This window comes from Acinetobacter sp. GN11, from assembly GCF_054823985.1.
Map to the genome: position 1 here is coordinate 1 of NZ_JRVL01000065.1, position 19,671 is coordinate 19,671.

General features: G+C 41.7%; 18 protein-coding genes. 14 read left to right on the top strand and 4 right to left on the bottom strand.

All coding sequences use genetic code 11. The features are described 5' to 3' along the window. Positions 1–32: 32 nt before the first annotated feature. The 3 genes from NL42_RS07990 to NL42_RS08000 all read right to left on the bottom strand — a co-directional run bounded on the left by NL42_RS07990 (position 33) and on the right by NL42_RS08000 (position 4,448). Complete coding sequence (locus NL42_RS07990) at positions 33–563, bottom strand: GNAT family N-acetyltransferase (RefSeq protein ID WP_461312370.1); 531 nt, start codon at positions 561–563, stop codon at positions 33–35. 61 nt (positions 564–624) lie between these two features. Next, positions 625–3,264, bottom strand: a complete 2,640-nt coding sequence (gene mutS, locus NL42_RS07995; protein ID WP_461312371.1) for a DNA mismatch repair protein MutS — start codon at positions 3,262–3,264, stop codon at positions 625–627. A gap of 272 nt (positions 3,265–3,536) precedes the next feature. Then, on the bottom strand, positions 3,537–4,448 hold the full coding sequence (locus NL42_RS08000) for a LysR family transcriptional regulator (protein WP_461312372.1): 912 nt from the start codon (positions 4,446–4,448) through the stop codon (positions 3,537–3,539). 103 nt (positions 4,449–4,551) lie between these two features. On the opposite strand from NL42_RS08000, the gene NL42_RS08005 reads away from it, so the two are divergent. Continuing rightward, positions 4,552–5,742, top strand: coding sequence for an MFS transporter (locus NL42_RS08005; RefSeq protein ID WP_461312373.1), 1,191 nt, complete (start codon positions 4,552–4,554; stop codon positions 5,740–5,742). A gap of 167 nt (positions 5,743–5,909) precedes the next feature. Here the strand turns inward: NL42_RS08005 and paaZ are convergent, their stop codons facing one another. Then, a complete protein-coding gene (gene paaZ, locus NL42_RS08010; protein ID WP_461312374.1) occupies positions 5,910–8,012 on the bottom strand; it encodes a phenylacetic acid degradation bifunctional protein PaaZ in 2,103 nt (700 codons plus the stop codon). Positions 8,013–8,276: 264 nt separating this feature from the next. On the opposite strand from paaZ, the gene paaA reads away from it, so the two are divergent. The 13 genes from paaA (at position 8,277) to NL42_RS08075 (ending at position 19,646) form a co-directional block, all read left to right on the top strand. Further along, on the top strand, positions 8,277–9,215 hold the full coding sequence (paaA, locus tag NL42_RS08015) for a 1,2-phenylacetyl-CoA epoxidase subunit PaaA (protein ID WP_017389019.1): 939 nt from the start codon (positions 8,277–8,279) through the stop codon (positions 9,213–9,215). Between the two features lie 32 nt (positions 9,216–9,247). Further along, positions 9,248–9,538: a 1,2-phenylacetyl-CoA epoxidase subunit PaaB gene (gene paaB / locus NL42_RS08020; RefSeq protein ID WP_000389648.1), complete on the top strand. Its 291-nt coding sequence runs from the start codon at positions 9,248–9,250 to the stop codon at positions 9,536–9,538. A 12-nt stretch (positions 9,539–9,550) separates the two neighbouring features. Next, the gene (gene paaC, locus NL42_RS08025) at positions 9,551–10,306 is read left to right on the top strand and encodes a 1,2-phenylacetyl-CoA epoxidase subunit PaaC (RefSeq protein WP_461312375.1); all 756 of its coding nucleotides are present in this window, start codon (positions 9,551–9,553) and stop codon (positions 10,304–10,306) included. Positions 10,307–10,322: 16 nt separating this feature from the next. Continuing rightward, a complete protein-coding gene (gene paaD, locus NL42_RS08030) occupies positions 10,323–10,823 on the top strand; it encodes a 1,2-phenylacetyl-CoA epoxidase subunit PaaD (RefSeq protein ID WP_461312376.1) in 501 nt (166 codons plus the stop codon). A 23-nt stretch (positions 10,824–10,846) separates the two neighbouring features. After that, a complete protein-coding gene (gene paaE / locus NL42_RS08035) occupies positions 10,847–11,908 on the top strand; it encodes a 1,2-phenylacetyl-CoA epoxidase subunit PaaE (RefSeq protein WP_461312377.1) in 1,062 nt (353 codons plus the stop codon). Between the two features lie 9 nt (positions 11,909–11,917). Next, complete coding sequence (locus tag NL42_RS08040) at positions 11,918–12,691, top strand: enoyl-CoA hydratase-related protein (RefSeq protein ID WP_461312378.1); 774 nt, start codon at positions 11,918–11,920, stop codon at positions 12,689–12,691. Continuing rightward, positions 12,691–13,482 (top strand): 2-(1,2-epoxy-1,2-dihydrophenyl)acetyl-CoA isomerase PaaG, encoded by a 792-nt coding sequence (gene paaG, locus NL42_RS08045; protein ID WP_013198404.1) that lies wholly within the window; start codon positions 12,691–12,693, stop codon positions 13,480–13,482. Before NL42_RS08040 ends, paaG begins: the two co-directional genes overlap by 1 nt. A gap of 2 nt (positions 13,483–13,484) precedes the next feature. Beyond that, entirely contained in the window at positions 13,485–15,023 is a 1,539-nt protein-coding gene (locus tag NL42_RS08050; protein WP_461312379.1) for a 3-hydroxyacyl-CoA dehydrogenase, read from the top strand. Positions 15,024–15,035: 12 nt separating this feature from the next. Beyond that, positions 15,036–16,244 carry a 3-oxoadipyl-CoA thiolase gene (gene pcaF, locus NL42_RS08055; RefSeq protein ID WP_461312380.1) on the top strand — a complete coding sequence of 403 codons (1,209 nt, stop codon included), beginning with the start codon at positions 15,036–15,038 and terminating at the stop codon, positions 16,242–16,244. Between the two features lie 40 nt (positions 16,245–16,284). Then, entirely contained in the window at positions 16,285–17,574 is a 1,290-nt protein-coding gene (gene paaK / locus NL42_RS08060; protein ID WP_016138677.1) for a phenylacetate--CoA ligase PaaK, read from the top strand. A gap of 53 nt (positions 17,575–17,627) precedes the next feature. Beyond that, a complete protein-coding gene (gene paaX, locus NL42_RS08065; protein WP_000062822.1) occupies positions 17,628–18,593 on the top strand; it encodes a phenylacetic acid degradation operon negative regulatory protein PaaX in 966 nt (321 codons plus the stop codon). After that, on the top strand, positions 18,580–19,185 hold the full coding sequence (locus tag NL42_RS08070; RefSeq protein WP_461312381.1) for a DapH/DapD/GlmU-related protein: 606 nt from the start codon (positions 18,580–18,582) through the stop codon (positions 19,183–19,185). The genes paaX and NL42_RS08070 overlap by 14 nt, the downstream gene beginning before the upstream one ends. Positions 19,186–19,262: 77 nt before the next feature. After that, positions 19,263–19,646 (top strand): PaaI family thioesterase, encoded by a 384-nt coding sequence (locus NL42_RS08075; RefSeq protein WP_087605704.1) that lies wholly within the window; start codon positions 19,263–19,265, stop codon positions 19,644–19,646. Positions 19,647–19,671: the final 25 nt, after the last annotated feature.

Consider the following 19,671-nt stretch of genomic DNA (forward strand, 5'->3'; position numbering starts at 1 on the left):
TTTTTTGTTGAGATGACCTTAAATCTTTAGGATTACAAGGTGCATAACAAATGGATATCTTCAGGTTCGAGCTGCCAAAGTTGTTGATCTGGAGCACTTAAAGGTTGAGCACCATGTTTCGTATAGAAGTCTACAGTTCGCCGACTTGGAGTTGCTGAAATATATAGTTGGTGCGCACCGAGTTGCTTGGCGGACTCTTTTGCAGCTTGCATAAGCTGAGCACCAATGCCTTGACCTTGCTGGTCTGCATCGACATAGAAATAGTGGAGTAATTTCGCGTGAGGGTAATCCGCTATAAGTTGATTTGAGACTACACTTACACCAACCAGTTTTTCAGAAGCGTCAAATGCACCGACGAATATTGAACCTTGTTCAAAGAGCTGTTTTAGTTTAGGTGGGTCATTTTCTAGATGATATGAGTCCCAATGTTGTACATCAAAAAAACAATTAACTAAGTCTAGATGTTGCTGTTTTTGTATGTAGTTTTGAATAATTAATTCACGACGGCTAATGTGTTGCCAAATAAGATCGATTTCTGAATATTGCAAAGATCTTAAGATCATATAAATATTATTCTCCGAGATGAATAAGCAGACCTAAGTCTGCTTATTCAGACGTGATTTATTAAGATTTCAGTGCAGCTTTCAACTCATAGAGTTGTTCAAGTGCCTGACGAGGCGATAAGTTATCGACCTCAATTTGCTTAAGTAAATCTAGAGCAGGGGATGAAACTTCTATTTCGACCACTTTCTCTATGATTTGTGAACCAGCGTTCGCATCTGGTGGCGCAAACAAATCATTTTGAAAGCTGGTTTGTAGATGTTGCTGCTGCTGTTTCTCTAAAATACGTAAACGTTTTTGAGCTTCTTTAATGACATTGGCAGGAATACCCGCTAATTTTGCGACCTGTAAACCATGACTTTGGCTTGCAGGACCTTGTTGAACCTTATGTAATAAAATCAGGTTACCGTTGAGCTCTTGCGCCGTGACATGGTAGTTATCAATTCCTGCTTCACCACCAAGTTCAGTCAACTCGAAATAATGTGTGGCAAATAGACATAAACATTTTACGCGTTTGGTTAAATCAACCACGCATGCCCATGCTAAAGATAAACCATCATAGGTACTGGTTCCGCGGCCAACTTCATCCATCAAAACAAGCGATTGATTAGTCGCATGATGCAGAATTTGTGACGTTTCTGTCATTTCAACCATAAAGGTTGATTTGCCTGTAGATAAATCGTCGGCTGAACCAATACGAGTGAAAATTCGGTCAATTGGACCAAGCTTGGCTGCTTTAGCTGGAACGTAGCTACCGCAATAAGCAAGCAAACTAATTAATGCTGTTTGACGCATGAAGGTTGATTTACCGCCCATGTTTGGACCGGTAATAATTGCCATACGGTGCTGAGCATCAAGGAAAGTATCATTTGGGGTAAATGGTGCTTTATTTAAAGCTTCAACCACCGGGTGACGACCTGCTTGAATTTTAATGCCTGTTTCTGGTGTAAATTCAGGACGTGCCCAATTGTTTAAACGTGCTTGATGAGCAAAGTTTGCCACCACATCAATTTGAGCAATTGCCGAACTCATCATTTGTAGGTGAGCAATATTTTCGCGAAGATTTTCAAGCAAAGCTTCGAATAATGCTTTTTCACGTGCTAATGCACGAGACTCGCTTGATAAAACTTTATCTTCGAAACTTTTTAGTTCAGGGGTAATGTAGCGTTCAGCATTCTTTAATGTTTGACGGCGGATATAGTCAGCAGGGGCTTGTTCAGCTTGAGCACGAGTCAGTTCAATGTAGTAACCACTTACACGGTTATAGCCGATTTTAAGGGTATTAATACCTGTGCGCTCGCGCTCTTTGATTTCTAAATCAATCAGGAACTGACCTGCATGATCGCGAATTTGGCGTAATTCATCGAGATCAGCATCATATCCTTCTGCAATTACATTGCCATCACGAAGTAATACAGGAGGGTTTTCAACAATAGCTGCCATCAAATGCTGATGAAGCGCTTTAAAATCTCCAAGTTCTTGATCAAGTTGAACTAATAACTTGGATTTTTTCGCTTGAATGACTGAAGTTAACGCCGTTCTTAAAGCTGGAATTTGTGCACATGCGTGACGAAGCTGTACTAAATCACGTGGTCGCGCACTGCCTAGTGCAACGCGGCTAAGCACACGCTCAATATCACCAATTTCTTTAAGCACTAAACGAACTGGATTTTCGTGATATCCCTGAATGAGTTGTTCAATCGCATCTAAACGAGCATCGAGCAAGGCTGTATCACGAACAGGTTGCATGAGTGTGCGGCTTAATAAACGACCACCCATTGCAGTTTGGCAGTCATTTACCAGTTGGAATAATGAGGTGCCATGTTCAAATAACGGTTCGATAATTTCTAGGTTACGGCGCGTGATTGGGTCGAGCGCAATAAAGTCTGTGCTTTGTTCAAGTTGAATTGAACGAATATGTGGTAATGCAGTTTTTTGTGTTTCTTTTGCATAGTGAATGAGCGCAGCGGCAGCAGCTTTAGCTAAAGGTAATGTGTCTAAACCAAAACCTGAAAGCGTTGATACCGTAAACTGGTCACATAACGTTTTTTGTGCGTTATTTAGATTGAAGTCTACATTTGGGCGTTTGGTAACAGGGCATTCTAAGTGTTTTTTAATTTGCTCGATAATATTTGTGTCGACCAAGTCTTCATCAATCAAGATTTCACTTGGCATTAAACGCGCAAGTTCAATAGGCAATTGTTCTGGCTTGTAATCTTGTTGTTGTACTTTAAAAATGCCTGCACTTAAGTCGAGTAAAGCAAAACCAATTTGGTTTTGATGGATGCATAATGAAACCAGATTAGATGATTGATAACTGCTGAGTAATGCATCATCAGTTAAAGTACCCGGTGTAAGAATACGAACAACTTTACGATCAACCGGACCTTTACCTGTCACTTCTCCAACTTGTTCGCAAATGGCTACAGTGCGCCCAGCTTTGACAAGACGTGCAAGATAACCTTCTGCCGCATGATAGGGAACACCCGCCATTGGAATAGGTCGCCCACTGGCTTTGCCACGATGGGTTAAGGTGATACCTAAAAGTTTGGCTGCTAAATGAGCATCTTCAAAGAAGAGTTCATAAAAGTCACCCATACGGTAAAACAGCAACGCATGTTGATAGTCCGTTTTGACTTTGAGATATTGCTGCATCATAGGTGTATGAGAAGATAAGTCAGCCATGATTTCAGCGCTATTCATGCGTATTAAACCCTTAAAAAATCAATAATAAATAAGTTAACTTTGAAAGTTTGGTTGTCCAACCAATTCTAACAACTTCTGTGTAAATCTGACTTAGTCTAATAAAACAGTATACCTTTTAGTGTACCTTTTTTAGTGTCAATATTGAGTTAACAGTGTGTGAGAACTTAACTTAATTTTTCACGGTTATTATCTTAACAAATTGAGGCTAATTGACAAAAAGGATTCCTCAAATGAGTGAAGAAATAAACAGCAAAAAGAAAGTGACCTTATCAGCTCGGACGATCACTCAATTTCTGCTGCACAAAATCAATAATCTCTCTTGTTTTAGCAGGTAAGTAACGTCGATTTGAATAAAGTGCGAACAATTGCAATGGAGCCGCCGATTGTTCAAACTCAACCTCGATTAACCGTCCATCGCTAATGTAGGGTTGGCACGCTTGTTTGGATAGAATTGCAAAACCGACACCTGATATCGCAGCTTGTCCGGCCATCTCTCCACTGTTTACTCGATAATGCCCTTTAACCTTGATGGTCTCGAATTCTCCCTTTTTATTGACAAATTGCCATGGAGCACCTTTGAGTGCACTTACTGTTGTAATACAGGGCAATTCTTCAAACTGCTGGATATGAGTCGGGGTGCCGTAACGCTGAATGAGGGATGGGGCTGCAACAATGGTGCAAGGGATAGTCACTAGATGACGGGCGATGTACTCACTGTTATCCATCTGACCACGGGTAATAATGATAGCTAAATCCAGATCATCTCGCAGAGATTCGAAACCTGATAAATTTGTGACACAGCTGATCTCTAGGTCTGGATACTGACAGGCGAAATCGGCAATAACAGAACCCAGCAATGCAGGGCCTATTTCATTGGGAATACAGATTCGCAATGGGCCTTTGAGTTGCATTTGCCGCAACGTTAGTTCTGTCTCAGTTTGCTCAAGCGCTTCGAGTAATGGTTTTGCTCGAGTGTAGAGTAGCTGCCCCGCCTGAGTGAGTTTCATATGTCGGGTGCTACGCTCAATGAGCTGTAGATCCAGTTTTTCTTCTAACTGAGAAATACAGCGACTAACATTTGATGTCGGCATTTCAAGGATTTTCGATGCCCCAACAAAACTTTCTCTTTCAACCACAGCAATGAACACTTTCAGGGCATTAAAATCGAGAGCTGGACGCATCAATTATCCCGTATTTGATAATAATAAGTGCCATTTCTACCATATAATAAACACCATTGATAGCAGTTAAACTCGGATATCTTTCATCCATAGGTTGCTTGCTATGCCCCCAGTCATGCAGACATTTAATCATAAAGCTCTCATGCGGATAGCCATTGTAATTGCTTTTGTCCAGTTCACGAATGCATTGGAATATATGGTGTTCAACCCTGTATTTGTTTTTATGGCAACAGATTTCGCAGTGCCTGTCTCATTCTCAGGCTATGTGTCAGGCATGTACACACTTGGTGCTGTCATTTCTGGAGTCATTGCCTTTTACTGGATTGGTCATTTCAATAAGAAACATTTTTTAATTGCCAATATGGCGCTATTGGGCCTACTGACACTTTTGACTACATACACATCCAGTTTTAATCTTCTGCTCGTACTACGATTCTGCGCAGGATTAGTTGGCGGTACGACCATGGGTGTAGGTATAAGTATATTGATAAACAACTCGCCGCCTAACTTGCGCGGAAAAATGTTGGCGACGGTGATTGCGTCATTTTCGATAGTAAGCATTGTAGGAATGCCCACCATATTATTTTTGTGCACCCATTATGGCTGGCATGTGGCTTTGTGGCTAATAAGTGCCTTGTGTGTATTGGCACTGCCATTGATTGTATCCATCATACCCCAAGACCCAGTTTCTTTAGATACGTTCCCTAAGCTGCCTCTTGATATGGATACTTTACTGTTCGCTTCCAGTAATGCGCTTGTTCAGTTTAGTCCTATGCTGGTTATTCCTATTCTGGCACCATTAATGATACAGCAGTTGGGCGCTTCGCAAGACCTATTGCCTTGGCTCTTCTTCAGCGGGGGCATGATAGGTTATCTGTCTACAAAAATTACAGGGGCATTAACCTCTCGTTTTTCTGCTTTGATGCTGGCGACAGGTTCGACTATTGTCTTTATGTTGAGTTTGCTGATACCCATTCTAGGCTATCAGCATGCGACGTTATTTATTACTTTATTTCTCGGTGCATCTTACAGTCGTTTGGTGTCATCTTCGGTGGTTTCGATTCAGTTTCCTGATGATAGTCAACGAGCTGGATTTTCTTCATTACAGACCTCAATCATGTATCTGGTTACAACCATCGCATTCTTTCTGTCTGCATTTTTATTACCTGATCATGGTATGGCACCAAAAAATGTAAACAAGTTACTGATGATATGTGCAATTTCCGCATCAGGATTCCCAATTTTCGTTATTATTCTGCAAAAGAAACTGGGTAAACGTTTTCATCCAATATAACTCTAAAGTCGCTATCTTCGGCACATTAAAAGAGTGACGCCTAAAAAGATTTCGGCCTTTGGCTCATCCCTAATTTGAAGACTACATTATTTCTTGTGGTGTAAGTTTAACGCCTATGTAAGATAAAAAACTGATGGATATTAGTTATCCATCAGTTTGAGTTCTATTTATAAATCACGAGCAACTAAAGTTAAAATGTCGTAAGTTGCGACAAGTTCACCGCGTTGGTTTTTGACTTTAATATCCCATACCACAACGCCATGGGCAGGCTGAGACGGGTCTTTTTGTGGTTTAGGCGTTTTTTGTTTGCAGGTGAGTTCAACTTGAATTGAGTCACCAATTTTAACTGGTTCAACAAAGCGTAAGTTGTCCATACCGTAGTTGGCGATAACAGGACCTTGTGCTGCATCTACAAATAGACCTGCTGCGGCGGACACAATGAAATAGCCATGTGCAACACGCTCACCAAAGAAAGACTCGGCAGCTGCAATTTTGTCGGTATGCGCATAGAAATAGTCACCGCTTAAACCAGCAAAGTTGACAATATCTGCTTCGCTTACTGTGCGACGTGCCGTTAATAAACGTTCACCAATCACTAACTCATCAAAAGACTTTTTAAATGGATGTACGCGGTCTTCATTAACTTTTGAGCCAGCAGTCCACGAGTGGGTAATTTGGGTCAAGCTATTTGGAGAACCTTGAATTGCAGTACGCTGCATGTAGTGTTTAACGGCGCGAATACCACCTAACTCTTCACCGCCACCTGCACGACCAGGACCACCGTGTACTAAATGCGGAAGTGGAGAACCATGTCCTGTACTTTCTTTTGCTGACTCTGCATCGAGTACATGGACACGTCCATGCCAAGGCGCAATTTTTTGAATAATCTGTTCAATATTTTCATCGTTATTTTTAACGACTGAAGCGACTAAGCTACCTTCGCCACGTGAAACAAGATCAGCTAGTTCCTCAATGTTTTGATATGGCATGAGGGTACATACAGGGCCGAAAGCTTCTGTGGTATGCACATGCGTCGCTTGTAAAGGTTGTTCGCAGAGCAATAAAGTTGGAGCAAAAAAAGCACCTTTTTCAGGATGGTCGGCATTAAATGTAAAGCTATCATTGCCACCAAAAACAATTTTTGCATCTTTGCTGAGTTCGGTAACTTTTTCTGCAACGTCATGTTTTTGTTTAATGCTCGCCAAAGAACCCATGGTGGTTTCTTCTTTTTGAGGGTCACCCACCACAACTTTAGCAAGTTTGGAGGTTAGCTTTTCTTGTACAGTAGTTAACAAATTTTCAGGAACAAATGCACGACGAATTGCAGTACATTTTTGGCCTGCTTTTGTAGTCATTTCACGGAAGACTTCACGCACAAATAAATCGACAGTTTCTTCATTTGCCTCAGGGCTTAAAATTGCACTGTTTACCGAGTCGGCTTCCATGCTAAATGGAATCGAATATTTATTAAGGTGAGGGTGGTTACGTAGTTTTTGACCTGTATAAGCAGAACCTGTAAACGTAACACAGTCTTGAGGGCCTAAGTGGTCGAACAAGTCATAAGTTTGACCGCAAATGAGTTGTAGCGAGCCTTTTGGTAATACATGTGCTTCTTCAATGGCTTTTACAACTGCTTGAGTTAATTGAGAACCATCTGTTGCAGGCTTAACAATACATGGCACACCTGCAAGTAGAGTCGGTGCAATTTTTTCAAGCATTCCCCAAATTGGGAAGTTAAATGCGTTGATGTGAACGGCAACACCTGCTTTAGGACTTAAAATGTGTTTGGCACCAAAAGTTCCATTTTTAGATAATTGAATCCAGCTGTCTTCAGTAATAATTTTTTCATCATTGAGTTCACGTCGAACCAAACTCGAATAAGCAAATAACGTTTGGATGCCACCTTCAATATCAATCCATGCATCTTTACGAGTTGCACCTGTTGCATAAGCAAGTTTGTAGAACTCTTCCTTACGCTCAAGTAAATGTTGGGCAATTTGTTTTAAGGCATTCGCACGTTGGTGGAATGTCCAGTTTGCCAGTTCTGAACCATTTTGTTTGGCATATTGAACAACACGTTTCATATCAATGCCATGACTACTTACGGCATAAATAGCTTCACCTGTAATGGCATGGAAAACAGGACGTAGTTCTTCACTGGTCGAATGCCATGTTCCATAGGCATAAGAAGCAAGGTGAGGTAGTTGATGCTCAGACTGCTGAAAATCAGTGTCAGTTGTGGTTCCTTCTAGGTGTGCTTGTTCAAGCATGACCAAACTCCTTTTTATGTGATACATCAATTATAAAAATTGCAAAAATATGATTCATAATTTCAGATTAATTTGTCTAAAAGTCAACTTTATTTTGATTTTTAAAAGTAAAAAAGTTTTTTACATTTGATTAATAGTTATTTATTTCAATTGTTTAATTTGATTTTGGTGGGTGGATTTAATTTGATACTAAAAAATAGGTTGACTTTGTTTTTAGTGTATCGAAAAATAGATTTAAGGGTGATGCCTACAGGGAATGAAAGAATGGAAAACAACTACCAGAAATTTGAACAAAATATTGCCAATGACATTACGATCGAGGCTAAGGATGAAATGCCCGATGCCTATCGCAAAACATTGATTCGTCAAATCGGGCAACATGGCCATTCTGAAATTGTAGGTATGTTGCCTGAAGGGAACTGGATTACTCGTGCGCCAACTTTAAAACGTAAAGCGGTTTTGTTGGCGAAAGTACAAGATGAAGCGGGTCATGGTTTGTATTTGTACAGTGCGGCAGAAACTTTGGGTGCTGACCGTGATGACATGATGGAAAAATTGATTAATGGGAAAATGAAATACTCATCAATCTTTAACTATCCAACTTTGACTTGGGCAGATGTTGCTGCAATTGGCTGGCTTGTCGATGGGGCAGCCATTGTGAATCAGGTTGCACTTTGCCGTACTTCATATGGGCCATATGCACGTGCAATGGTACGTATTTGTAAAGAAGAAAGTTTCCACCAACGTCAAGGTTTTGAAGCGATGATGGCTTTGGCAAACGGTACACCAGAACAAAAACAAATGGCACAAGATGCAGTAAATCGTTACTGGTGGCCAGCGCTCATGATGTTTGGCCCAAGTGATGAGCATTCTCCAAATAGCGCACAAAGTCTGGCGTGGAAAGTCAAACGCTTTGGTAATGATGAATTGCGTCAAAAGTTTGTCGATAACACCGTACCGCAAGTGTTGCAACTTGGCTTGGAAGTACCAGATCCAGATTTAAAATTGAATGAAGAAACAGGCCACTATGAGTTTGGCGAGATCGACTGGCACGAATTTAATGAAGTGATTGCCGGACGTGGACCATGTAATCACGAGCGTATCGAAGCGCGCCGTAAAGCATGGGAAAACGGCAAATGGGTTCGTGATGCAGCAGTAGTCTATGCGAAAAAACAGCAGCTTGAAGCGAACAAAGTGGCTTAACAAGATTTATGGAAAAATTTGAGGAAATCAAAATGGAAGATAAAAACAACTGGTCGCTCTACGAAGTATTTGTACGTAGTAAACAAGGCTTAAGCCACCGTCATGTAGGCAGCTTAAGAGCACCTGATGATGAAATCGCATTGCAACATGCTCGTGATGTTTACACACGCCGCAATGAAGGAATCAGCATTTGGGTAGTTCGTTCTGAACTGATTAAGTCATCACAGCCAGATGAAAAAGCTGAATTTTTTGATCCTTCTTTAGACAAGGTTTATCGTCATCCGACTTTTTACCATATCCCAGATGGCATTGAGCACATGTAAGGGAGATGACACATGAATCATTCAGTTTTATCTAAATTCTTATTGCATATTGGCGACAGTCAACTGGTTTTATCTCAGCGTTTGGCTGAATGGTGCGGGCATGCACCTGAGCTTGAAGTTGATATTGCTTTAGCAAATATCGGTTTGGACTTGTTGGGTCAGGCAAGAAACTTTCTGACTTTGGCTGGTCAATATGATGAAGCTAAACGTGATGAAGATCAGCTTGCATATTTCCGTACTGAACGTGAGTTTTTAAACCTATTGTTATGCGAACAACCGAATGGTGATTTTGCACAAACGATTGTACGCCAGTGGTTGATGGACCATTACCATCTTCATTTATTGACAGCTTTAACACAGAGTTCACTTCCTGAATTAAGTGCGCTTGCTGTCAAATCGTTAAAAGAAGTGAAGTATCACATCCGTTTTTCAACAAGCTGGATGGAGCGTCTAAGTTTAAGCACAGATGAAGCGCATCAACGTGTGCAAGATGGATTAAATAATTTATGGCGCTTTACCGCTGAGTTATTTGAACTCAATGCGGACGAGCAAGCATTAGTTGCACAAGGTGTGATTCCAGATTTTTCAAATGAAAAAGAACAATGGGACAAAACCATTGCAGATGAGCTTAAGCGTTTTGAATTAAATGTAGCTGTTAACGGTGCTTATCGCCGCGGTGCAAAACAAGGATTGCATACTGAGCATTTAGGTTATTTGTTGGCTGAAATGCAAAGTATTCAAAGAACTTATCCAGGAATGACCTGGTAAGACAAGGAGGTGAGCCATGCACATGATTCGTCATTGCATCGACCAATGTTGGGATGTTCTACAAACGGTAAGTGACCCTGAAATTCCGGTTTTATCAGTTGTGGATTTAGGCATGATTCGCGGTGTAGACATTAACGATCAACAAGAAATTGTAGTTCGTCTAACGCCAACATATAGCGGTTGCCCAGCAACAGATATGTTGAAAGCACAAATTGTTGAGGCATTTACCGCAGAAGCGTTGACCCCAGTCAAAGTGATGGTCGATTTATCAGAAGCATGGACCACGGACTGGATGTCTGAGGCGGGTAAAAAGAAACTGCAAGTTTATGGCATTGCGCCACCTGAAGGGTTGGCACATCAGTGCGGTACGCATGTTCACTTAAATGATGGTGTCGAGTGCCCACGTTGTAAAAGCCGACATACCCGACTGTTAACAGAGTTTAGTTCCACCGCCTGTAAAGCACTTTATAAATGTCAGGACTGTCTTGAGCCTTTTGATTACTTCAAATGTATTTAAGTCTTTAGATAAGGAAATCAGCCATGAGCCAATTTGTACCATTAAAAGTAAAAAGTATTACGCCTCAAACCGATCAGGCAATTTGTATTGCATTTGACGTTGTACCTGAACAACAAGAACAATTTCAATTTCAACCAGGTCAACACTTAACAATTCGTCATTTAACCGAAGCGGGTGAAATCCGCCGTTGTTATTCAATTTGTAGCTATGCAGCAAAAGAAGACATCAGTATTGCTGTTAAAAAAATTGATCAGGGTCAATTTTCACATTGGGCAAATGACCATTTAAAAGTGGGCGATGTGCTTGAAGTGATGCCACCACAAGGCGTGTTTTTTCAAAAAGCAGCCAAGATGGGCGGGCAAAACTATTTAGGCGTTGCTGCGGGCAGTGGTATTACTCCAATTTTATCAATTGTTAAGCAAGTTTTATTTGAACAATCTGAAGCGAAATTTACCTTGCTCTATGGCAATCGCTCATGGAAACAAACCATGTTTGCCGAGCAAATTATGGATTTGAAAGATCAGTTTAAAGAACGTTTTCAGCTCATCAATATTTTTTCTCGTGAGTTCAATGACAGCGAACTGATGAATGGCCGTATTGATGAAGAAAAGCTTAAACGGCTTTTTGATTTTGATGTACTTGAAACGAGTTTTGACCATGTTTTTGCCTGCGGCCCAGACGAAATGATGAATGCCGTAGAAAGCACTTTGCCAAACTATGGTATTGCAAAAGAAAAAATCCACACTGAACGTTTCCATACAGGGCAGGCTCGTAAACGTAGCGCTGAAGCTGATGCAAACCGTAAAGAAGAAAAAGTAAACATCATTTTAGATGGTCGTGAGCTGATTGTTTCTGTGGCTCAGGATGATGAAAGTATTCTTGATGCGGCTTTACGTGCTGGTGCTGATTTACCGTATGCCTGTAAAGGTGGGGTGTGTGCGACTTGCCGTTGTAAAGTTGTTTCTGGTGAAGTCGATATGTTTCTTAACTACAGCCTTGAAAAAGATGAAGTCGAAAGAGGCTATGTGCTCAGTTGCCAGACCTTACCAAAAGGCCCAAATGTTCGTTTGAGTTTTGATGAATAGAGGCCTCTCATGCAAGAGTTGATTAAAGCCAGCACAGCAACTGACGGTGTTTTGTTATTAACACTAAACCGTCCAGAAAAAAGAAATGCTTTAAACAATGCAACATTGCAATGTTTATGCGAATTACTCGAAGAAGCTGAACATAACGCTCAAGTTAAAGCAGTGGTTTTAACGGGTAACGCTCAATGTTTTGCGGCTGGGGCAGATCTTAGCGAGCTGGCTGCAATGGACACCGTATCTTTGCAACTCGATATTCGTCCGAAGCTTTGGCAAAAAATTGATGCGTTTAGTAAGCCGCTCATTAGTGCAGTGAATGGCTATGCCTTAGGCGCTGGATTTGAGCTGGTTTTGCATTCAGATATGGTGATTTGCGGTGAAAATGCCCGTTTTGCTTTACCTGAAATTGGCCTTGGTATGTTACCGGGTGCGGGTGGAACACAGCGTTTGGCTCGCTTGGTTGGGCAACAACTCACCATGCGCTGGGCAATGACAGGTGAGATGATTTCGGCGAAACAAGCAGAGCAACATGGTATTTGCAGTCAAGTGGTACCGACTGAATTAACCGTTGAATATGCGGTTCAACTTGCAGCCAAAATTGCGAAGCAAGCGCCTTTAGCGATTCGCGTGATTAAACAATCAATTAAAAATATTCATGAAACGACTTTAAGTCAGGGACTCAAGTTTGAACGTCAAAACTTTGTCTGGCTGGCGGCTACAAAAGATCGAAACGAAGGGATTAATGCTTTCTTTGAGAAAAGAAAGCCAGTGTTTAGAGGTGAGTGATGGACTATCAAAATATTATTGCTGAAGAAAAAAATGGTGTTGGTTACCTGACATTTAATCGCCCAAAAGCACTGAATAGCTTCAACGTTGATATGCACCGTGAAGTTGCTGAGGTTTTAAATCTGTGGACCAAAAATCCAGATGTTCGCTGTGTTGTGATTAGTGGCGAAGGCCGTGGCTTTTGTGCAGGACAAGATTTAGGTGACCGTGTAGTAGATCCAAATGCTGAAGCTCCAGATTTAGGATATTCCATTGAAACTTACTATAACCCGCTCATTAAAACGATTGTAAATATGCCAAAGCCTGTGATTTGCGCCGTAAATGGCGTGGCAGCAGGTGCAGGGGCAAATATTGCACTGGCGTGTGATTTGGTGATTGCAGCAAAATCGGCAAACTTCGTACAAGCATTTTGCCGCTTAGGTTTGGTTCCAGACTCTGCGGGTACATGGTTTTTACCACGTGCTGTAGGCCATGCTCGCGCTATGGGTCTGACTTTGTTAGGTGACAAGCTCCCAGCAGAAACCGCAAAAGAATGGGGCATGATTTGGGATGTGGTTGAAGATGCCGAGCTTAAAGCAAAAGTCACTGAACTCGCTGAACGTTTAGCGAAACAGCCTACGTTTGGTCTATCTCTCATTAAAAAAGCGATTCATCAATCAAGCAATAACACCTTTGATGAGCAAATGCTGTTAGAGCGTGATTTACAACGTATTGCTGGACGCTCGGAAGATTATCGTGAAGGTGTTCAAGCCTTTATGAATAAACGTGAACCAAATTTTAAAGGGCGCTAAGCATGACAGATTTAGATTTATCTCGTGCGCGAATTGCCGTCATTGGTTCTGGCACCATGGGCATCGGTATTGCCCAGTTAGCCATTGTTAATGGGCACTCGACCATTTTATATGATCTGGATGCTCAAAAAGCGCAACAAGCCGCCCACGGCTTAGAGCAGACTTTTAAAAAGCTGGTTGAAAAGAACAAGCTCACAGAGCAGCAAGCTGATGAAGCCTTAGCGCGTTTAACTGTGGTCAATCAAATTGAAGCGCTACGTGATGCCGACTTGGTGATTGAAGCAGTTGTCGAGAAAAAAGAAGTTAAACAGTCTTTATTTAAGCAACTTGCTGAGATTTGTAGTGCGCAAACCATTTTTGCAAGTAACACATCTTCAATTTCTGTGACTGCAATTTCGGCTGGCATTGCTCACCCTGAGCGCATAGTGGGTTTACACTTTTTTAACCCTGCGCCAGTCATGAAATTGGTTGAAATTGTACAAGGCTTAAAAACCCCAAGCAGCTTATGTTTGGCCTTAAAAAACTTGATGCTGGGCTGGAAAAAAATTCCAGTACTCACCAAGTCGACTCCCGGATTTATTGTTAACCGAATTGCTCGTCCGTTTTATGCAGAAGGCTTTAGAGCACTGCAAGAACAAGTCACCAGCTACGACCAACTAGACTATGCCTTAAAGCAATGCGGTGGTTTTGCGATGGGACCGTGTGAACTTACCGACCTCATTGGGCAAGATGTTAACTTTTCGGTGACCCAAAGCGTTTACCAAGAGTTCTTTTACGAGCCACGCTACCGCCCAAGTCTCATTCAAAAAGAATTGGTCGATGCGGGTGCTTGGGGCCGTAAGTCAAAACAGGGTTTTTATTGCTATAACGAAAAAAATCAGTACGAGACATTTCAGCCTCAAGCTGTGGTTGCCAAGCCAGTCGATGCCCATATTCAGCTAAAAGGGACTTGGTCTCAGCTACCTACGTTTTTAACGCGTTTAGGTTTAAAAAGCGGATCTGCGAGTGACGACAATATTCTTCAAATTGATGATATCGACTTACGTTTAAGCCAAGGTGAGTCAGCCAATATTCATTACCTGAGCCGTAAAGTGGTTTTAATGGATTGGCACCATGATTTTGAGCACGCAGAAGCTTTAGTACTCAGTCATAACGAACTTTGTGAAGCAAGTGATTTGGCTAAAGTTGAGGCTTACTTTGCACAGTTTGGTATCAGCGTGATGTGGATTAAAGACCATCCGGCACTGTTAACCTTACGCACCATCGCTTTACTTATTAATGAAGCCTGCGAAGCAAGTTTACATGGTGTTGCGAGTCTGGAAGATATTGATAATGCCATGAAATATGGAGTGAATTATCCTAAGGGCCCTTACCAGTGGTTGACACAATTGGGCGGTGCTTATGTGCTCCAAACTTTAAATAATTTATATGCACTGTATGGAGAGGAAAAATATCGCGCGAGTATCTACCTCAAGCAATATGTAGCGAAAACTCAAAACATTGCTACTCAATATTCAAGTGATATGACCGAATTTGCATAATCAGGAGTCAACATGGAAGACGTTTTAATTTGCGATTTTATTCGTACCCCAATTGGACGATATGCAGGTGCCCTAAGTGCTGTACGTGCAGATGATTTAGCTGCATTGCCCATCAAATATTTAAAAGATAAACACCCGAACTTACCGTGGAATACGGTAGACGAAGTATTTTTAGGATGTGCTAACCAAGCAGGTGAAGACAACCGTAACGTTGCACGTATGGCAACACTCTTGGCAGGCTTACCTGATACTGTACCAGCGTTGACGGTCAATCGCTTGTGTGCTTCGGGCTTAGATGCTGTAGGACTTGCGGCACGCTCAATTAAAGCAGGTGAAGCACAATTTGTGTTGGCAGGTGGTGTTGAGTCGATGAGCCGTGCGCCATTTGTACAAGCTAAACCGACCGAAGCGTTTAGCCGTACCCCTGAAATTTATGACACCACCATTGGCTGGCGCTTTGTAAATAAGCAACTCAAAGCGCAGTATGGCACTGACAGCATGCCGGAAACAGCTGAAAATGTAGCTGAAAAATATCAGATTAGTCGTGAAGACCAAGATGTGTTTGCATTGCGTAGCCAACAAAAAACGGCTGCGGCACAACAAAACGGTTTCTTTAACGATGAGATTTTACCTGTCGAGATTGTAGATCGTAAGAAAAACGTGAACGTTGTTAATCGAGATGAACATCCGCGTGAAACGACACTTGAAGCACTCGCTAAGCTAAAAGCCCCATTTAAAAAAGAAAGTGGCTCGGTGACTGCTGGAAATGCCTCTGGTGTAAATGACGGTGCCGCATGTGTGTTAATTACCAACCGTGAATTTGCAGATACACATGGTTTAAAACCTTTAGCACGCGTAATTGGCATTGCAAGTGCAGGTGTTGAACCCAAATATATGGGTATAGGTCCTGTTCCAGCTGTGCAGAAAATTTTAAAGCAGACAGGTTTAACGCTAGATCAGATGGATGTGATTGAGCTGAATGAAGCATTCGCAGCCCAATCTTTAGCTTGTATGCGTGAACTTGGTCTAAAAGATGACGATGAACGCGTGAACCCAAATGGTGGTGCGATTGCGTTAGGCCATCCGCTCGGTATGAGCGGTACACGTTTAGTGATTACCGCAACACGTGAGTTAAAAAAACGAGGTGGACGCTATGCACTTTGCACGATGTGTGTAGGTGTTGGACAAGGCGTCGCACTGATTTTAGAAAATTTAAATTAATTTAGACGGTTTTAAAAATTACATAATGAGGAGATAGGCGATGGACAGCCTTACAACGGATAATGTTGAACAATTAACACTTGCAGAGCTTAGAGAGCTGCAAACTAAACGGTTAAAACAAACCCTGACTTTTGTATATGAAAATAGTCCGGTCTATAAGAAAAAGTTCGACGATGCAGGTGTACATCCTGATGACTTCGTCACTTTAGACGATCTGGCGAAGTTTCCATTTACCACTAAACAGGATTTAAGAGACAACTATCCGTTTGGAATGTTTGCCGTACCGCAAGAGCAAATTGTGCGTTTACATGCATCCTCAGGCACAACGGGTAAACCGACCGTGGTGGGTTATACCCAAAAAGATATTAATACTTGGTCGGACATTGTTGCGCGTTGCTTACGCATGGCTGGTTTAAGTGCCAAAGATATGATTCAAGTTGCTTATGGCTATGGACTCTTTACAGGTGGTCTAGGCGCACATTATGGCGCCGAGCGTTTAGGTGCAACGGTTATTCCAATGTCTGGTGGGCAAACTGAAAAGCAAGTTCAGCTTATTCAAGACTTTAAACCGACTGCAATTATGGTTACGCCATCGTATTGCGTGAGTATTATTGAAAAGCTGGAACAACAATTTGGTACTGCACGTAATACGTCTTTAAAAGTCGGTATTTTTGGTGCCGAGCCGTGGACCAATGAACTGCGCCGTGAAATTGAAGAACGCCTCAATATTAAAGCACTCGATATTTATGGCTTGTCTGAGGTGATGGGACCGGGCGTTGCCATGCAGTGCTTAGGTGAGGGCGAGGGATTAACCATTTGGGAAGATCATTTCTACCCAGAAATTATTAACCCTGAAACGGGTGAAGTTTGTAAAGATGGTGAACTTGGCGAGTTAGTCTTTACGACCATTACCAAAGAAGGCTTACCGATTATTCGTTACCGTACCCGTGATTTGACCCGTTTACTCGCTGGCGAAAATCTGGCGATGCGTAAGATGGATAAAATTGTGGGCCGTAGTGACGACATGCTGATTATTCGCGGCGTGAACGTTTTCCCGACCCAAATTGAAGAGCAAATTTTGCAAGTTCCGAATTTAGTTCCAAATTATGAAATTTTGGTGACTAAAAAAGGACATATGGATACTTTGCATATTCGTACAGAGATGTGTCATAACTGTACTATACAGGCCAATCAACTTGCTCAGGAGTTGATGAAACGCATTAAAACCATGATTGGGATTAGCGTTACTGTAGAGGTTGTTACAGAAGCGACCTTACCTCGTTCGGAAGGTAAGGCAAAGCGGGTAATCGATATGCGTCAGATTGCTTAACATCAAGATCAATCAGGGTATAGAATCTATACCCTGAAACTAAACGCCAAGACATGAGTATGAGTGCAAAAATACAGCAAATAATTGATTCTGTTGTAAAGAATGAAACCTTAAGTGGAACTTCGCTTATTTCGACAATTTTTGGAGATTCAGTACTTCATCGGGGTGGGAACATTAGTCTTGCAAGCCTGATTCAGTTATTAGAGCTGTTTGGTTTTAATGACCGTGCTGTAAGAACCTCTGTTTTTCGTTTAGTTAAAAATGATTGGTTATGTTCGGACAAAATCGGCAGAACCAGTTTTTATCGAATTACCGATTCAAGCCGTTCGACCTATTTGCAAGCCGAGCAACGTATTTATAACGACCAGATGAAAGAGTGGGATCATTATTGGGATCTTATTCTGATGTCTAGCCTCGACACTGAAAATAAAGCGTTGTTAAAGAAAGAACTCGAATGGTTAGGATTTGCCAATATTTCGACAAACTTAATGGCTTATCCGGGTTGTAACCGTATTGAACTGCAACGGTTGTTGGTTGACTTAAATATGAGTGAGCAAGTGGTGGTGTTTAAAGCCGAAACATTGCAGCTCTTTAATAATTCGGTCGATACCATTGGTCGTATGCTCAGAACCAACTGGCCAATCGATGAATTACGCCAAAGATATCTACAATTTCTCGATATTTTTAGAGAAATTGGCGTGTTGCTGATGCAGGAAAACGAACAACTCGAACCTGTTCAGGCCTTTCAAATTCGAACTTTGCTAATTCATTATTATCGACGGATTTTATTGAAAGACCCTGCATTACCGCTTGAATTGTTGCCAACTGACTGGCCTGCGATTAGTGCACGAACCTTATCAATGAATATTTATAAAAAAGTATTTGAACCTGCGGATGAATACTTCTTGTCTGTTGCTGCAACAGCAGAAGGACCAATGCCAAATGCCACTGCACATTATTGGCGCCGTTTCGGAGGTTTGGTGGCGACAAATGAGAGGTTAAATCATGCCTTGTTATAGTATTGACGGTGTTATTCCAGTCGTCAGCCCAGATGCTTTTGTACATCCAACCGCTGTTTTAATTGGGGATGTGATTATTGAGGCGGGCGTATATGTAGGGCCATTTGCCTCATTACGTGCCGATTTTGGCCGTATTCATATTAAGCAAAATGCCAATATACAAGATAATTGCACCATTCATGGCTTTCCGCAAAGTGTGACTTTAGTTGAGGAAATGGGGCACATTGGGCATGGGGCAATTTTGCATGGTTGCCGCATTGGAAAAAATGTTTTGATCGGCATGAACAGCGTAATTTTGGACTATGCCGAAATTGGTGAAAACACCATTATTGGTGCAAATAGTTTAGTCAAAACCAAAGATATAATTCCAGCAAATGTTTTGGCAATGGGCAGTCCTGCCAAGGTTGCACGTGATTTATCAGAACAAGAAAAAAAGTGGAAAACCAGAGGCACGCAAGAGTACATTGAGCTTGCACAGCGATGCTTAAACTCAATGCAAGAAGTTCAGCCTTTAACTTCAGAGTTGGATGAACGCCTGACCTATAAGGACTTTAGTTCTTCAAACTATCAGATTAAACAAGATAGTGTTTAACGGCTTTTAATCAGTCGATTTCAATACACATGAGTTCATAACACTTAGGGAATACTCGCACGAGTAGGGAGACGTTTGTGCAAAATATGGAAACTACTGCGGTTGATCAATTCGCAGAGCTATTGGGTGTACAAGTGCTGCATCGCAGTTTTGATGAAGCGCGTTGCCAGCTTAATGTGAAAGACGAACACATGAATGCCTTGGGCGGCGTACATGGCGGCGTCATATTTTCTTTAGCCGATATTGCTTTTGCAATGGCTTGTAATGCAGGGGATGCGCCGTATACTGGCCTACAGGCTGATATTCGCTATATGAGTGGTGCTAAAGATAGGGTGTTATTTGCAACGGCAACCAAGGTCGGAAGTAGTAAAAAATTTGCACATTATGAAGTGGTGATAACAGATGGTTTGAATAATAGAGTCGCTTTGTTTACTTCTACTTGTTACAGGCTTGTACCGTAACATGCAGCTAATGGGGAGGAGATTA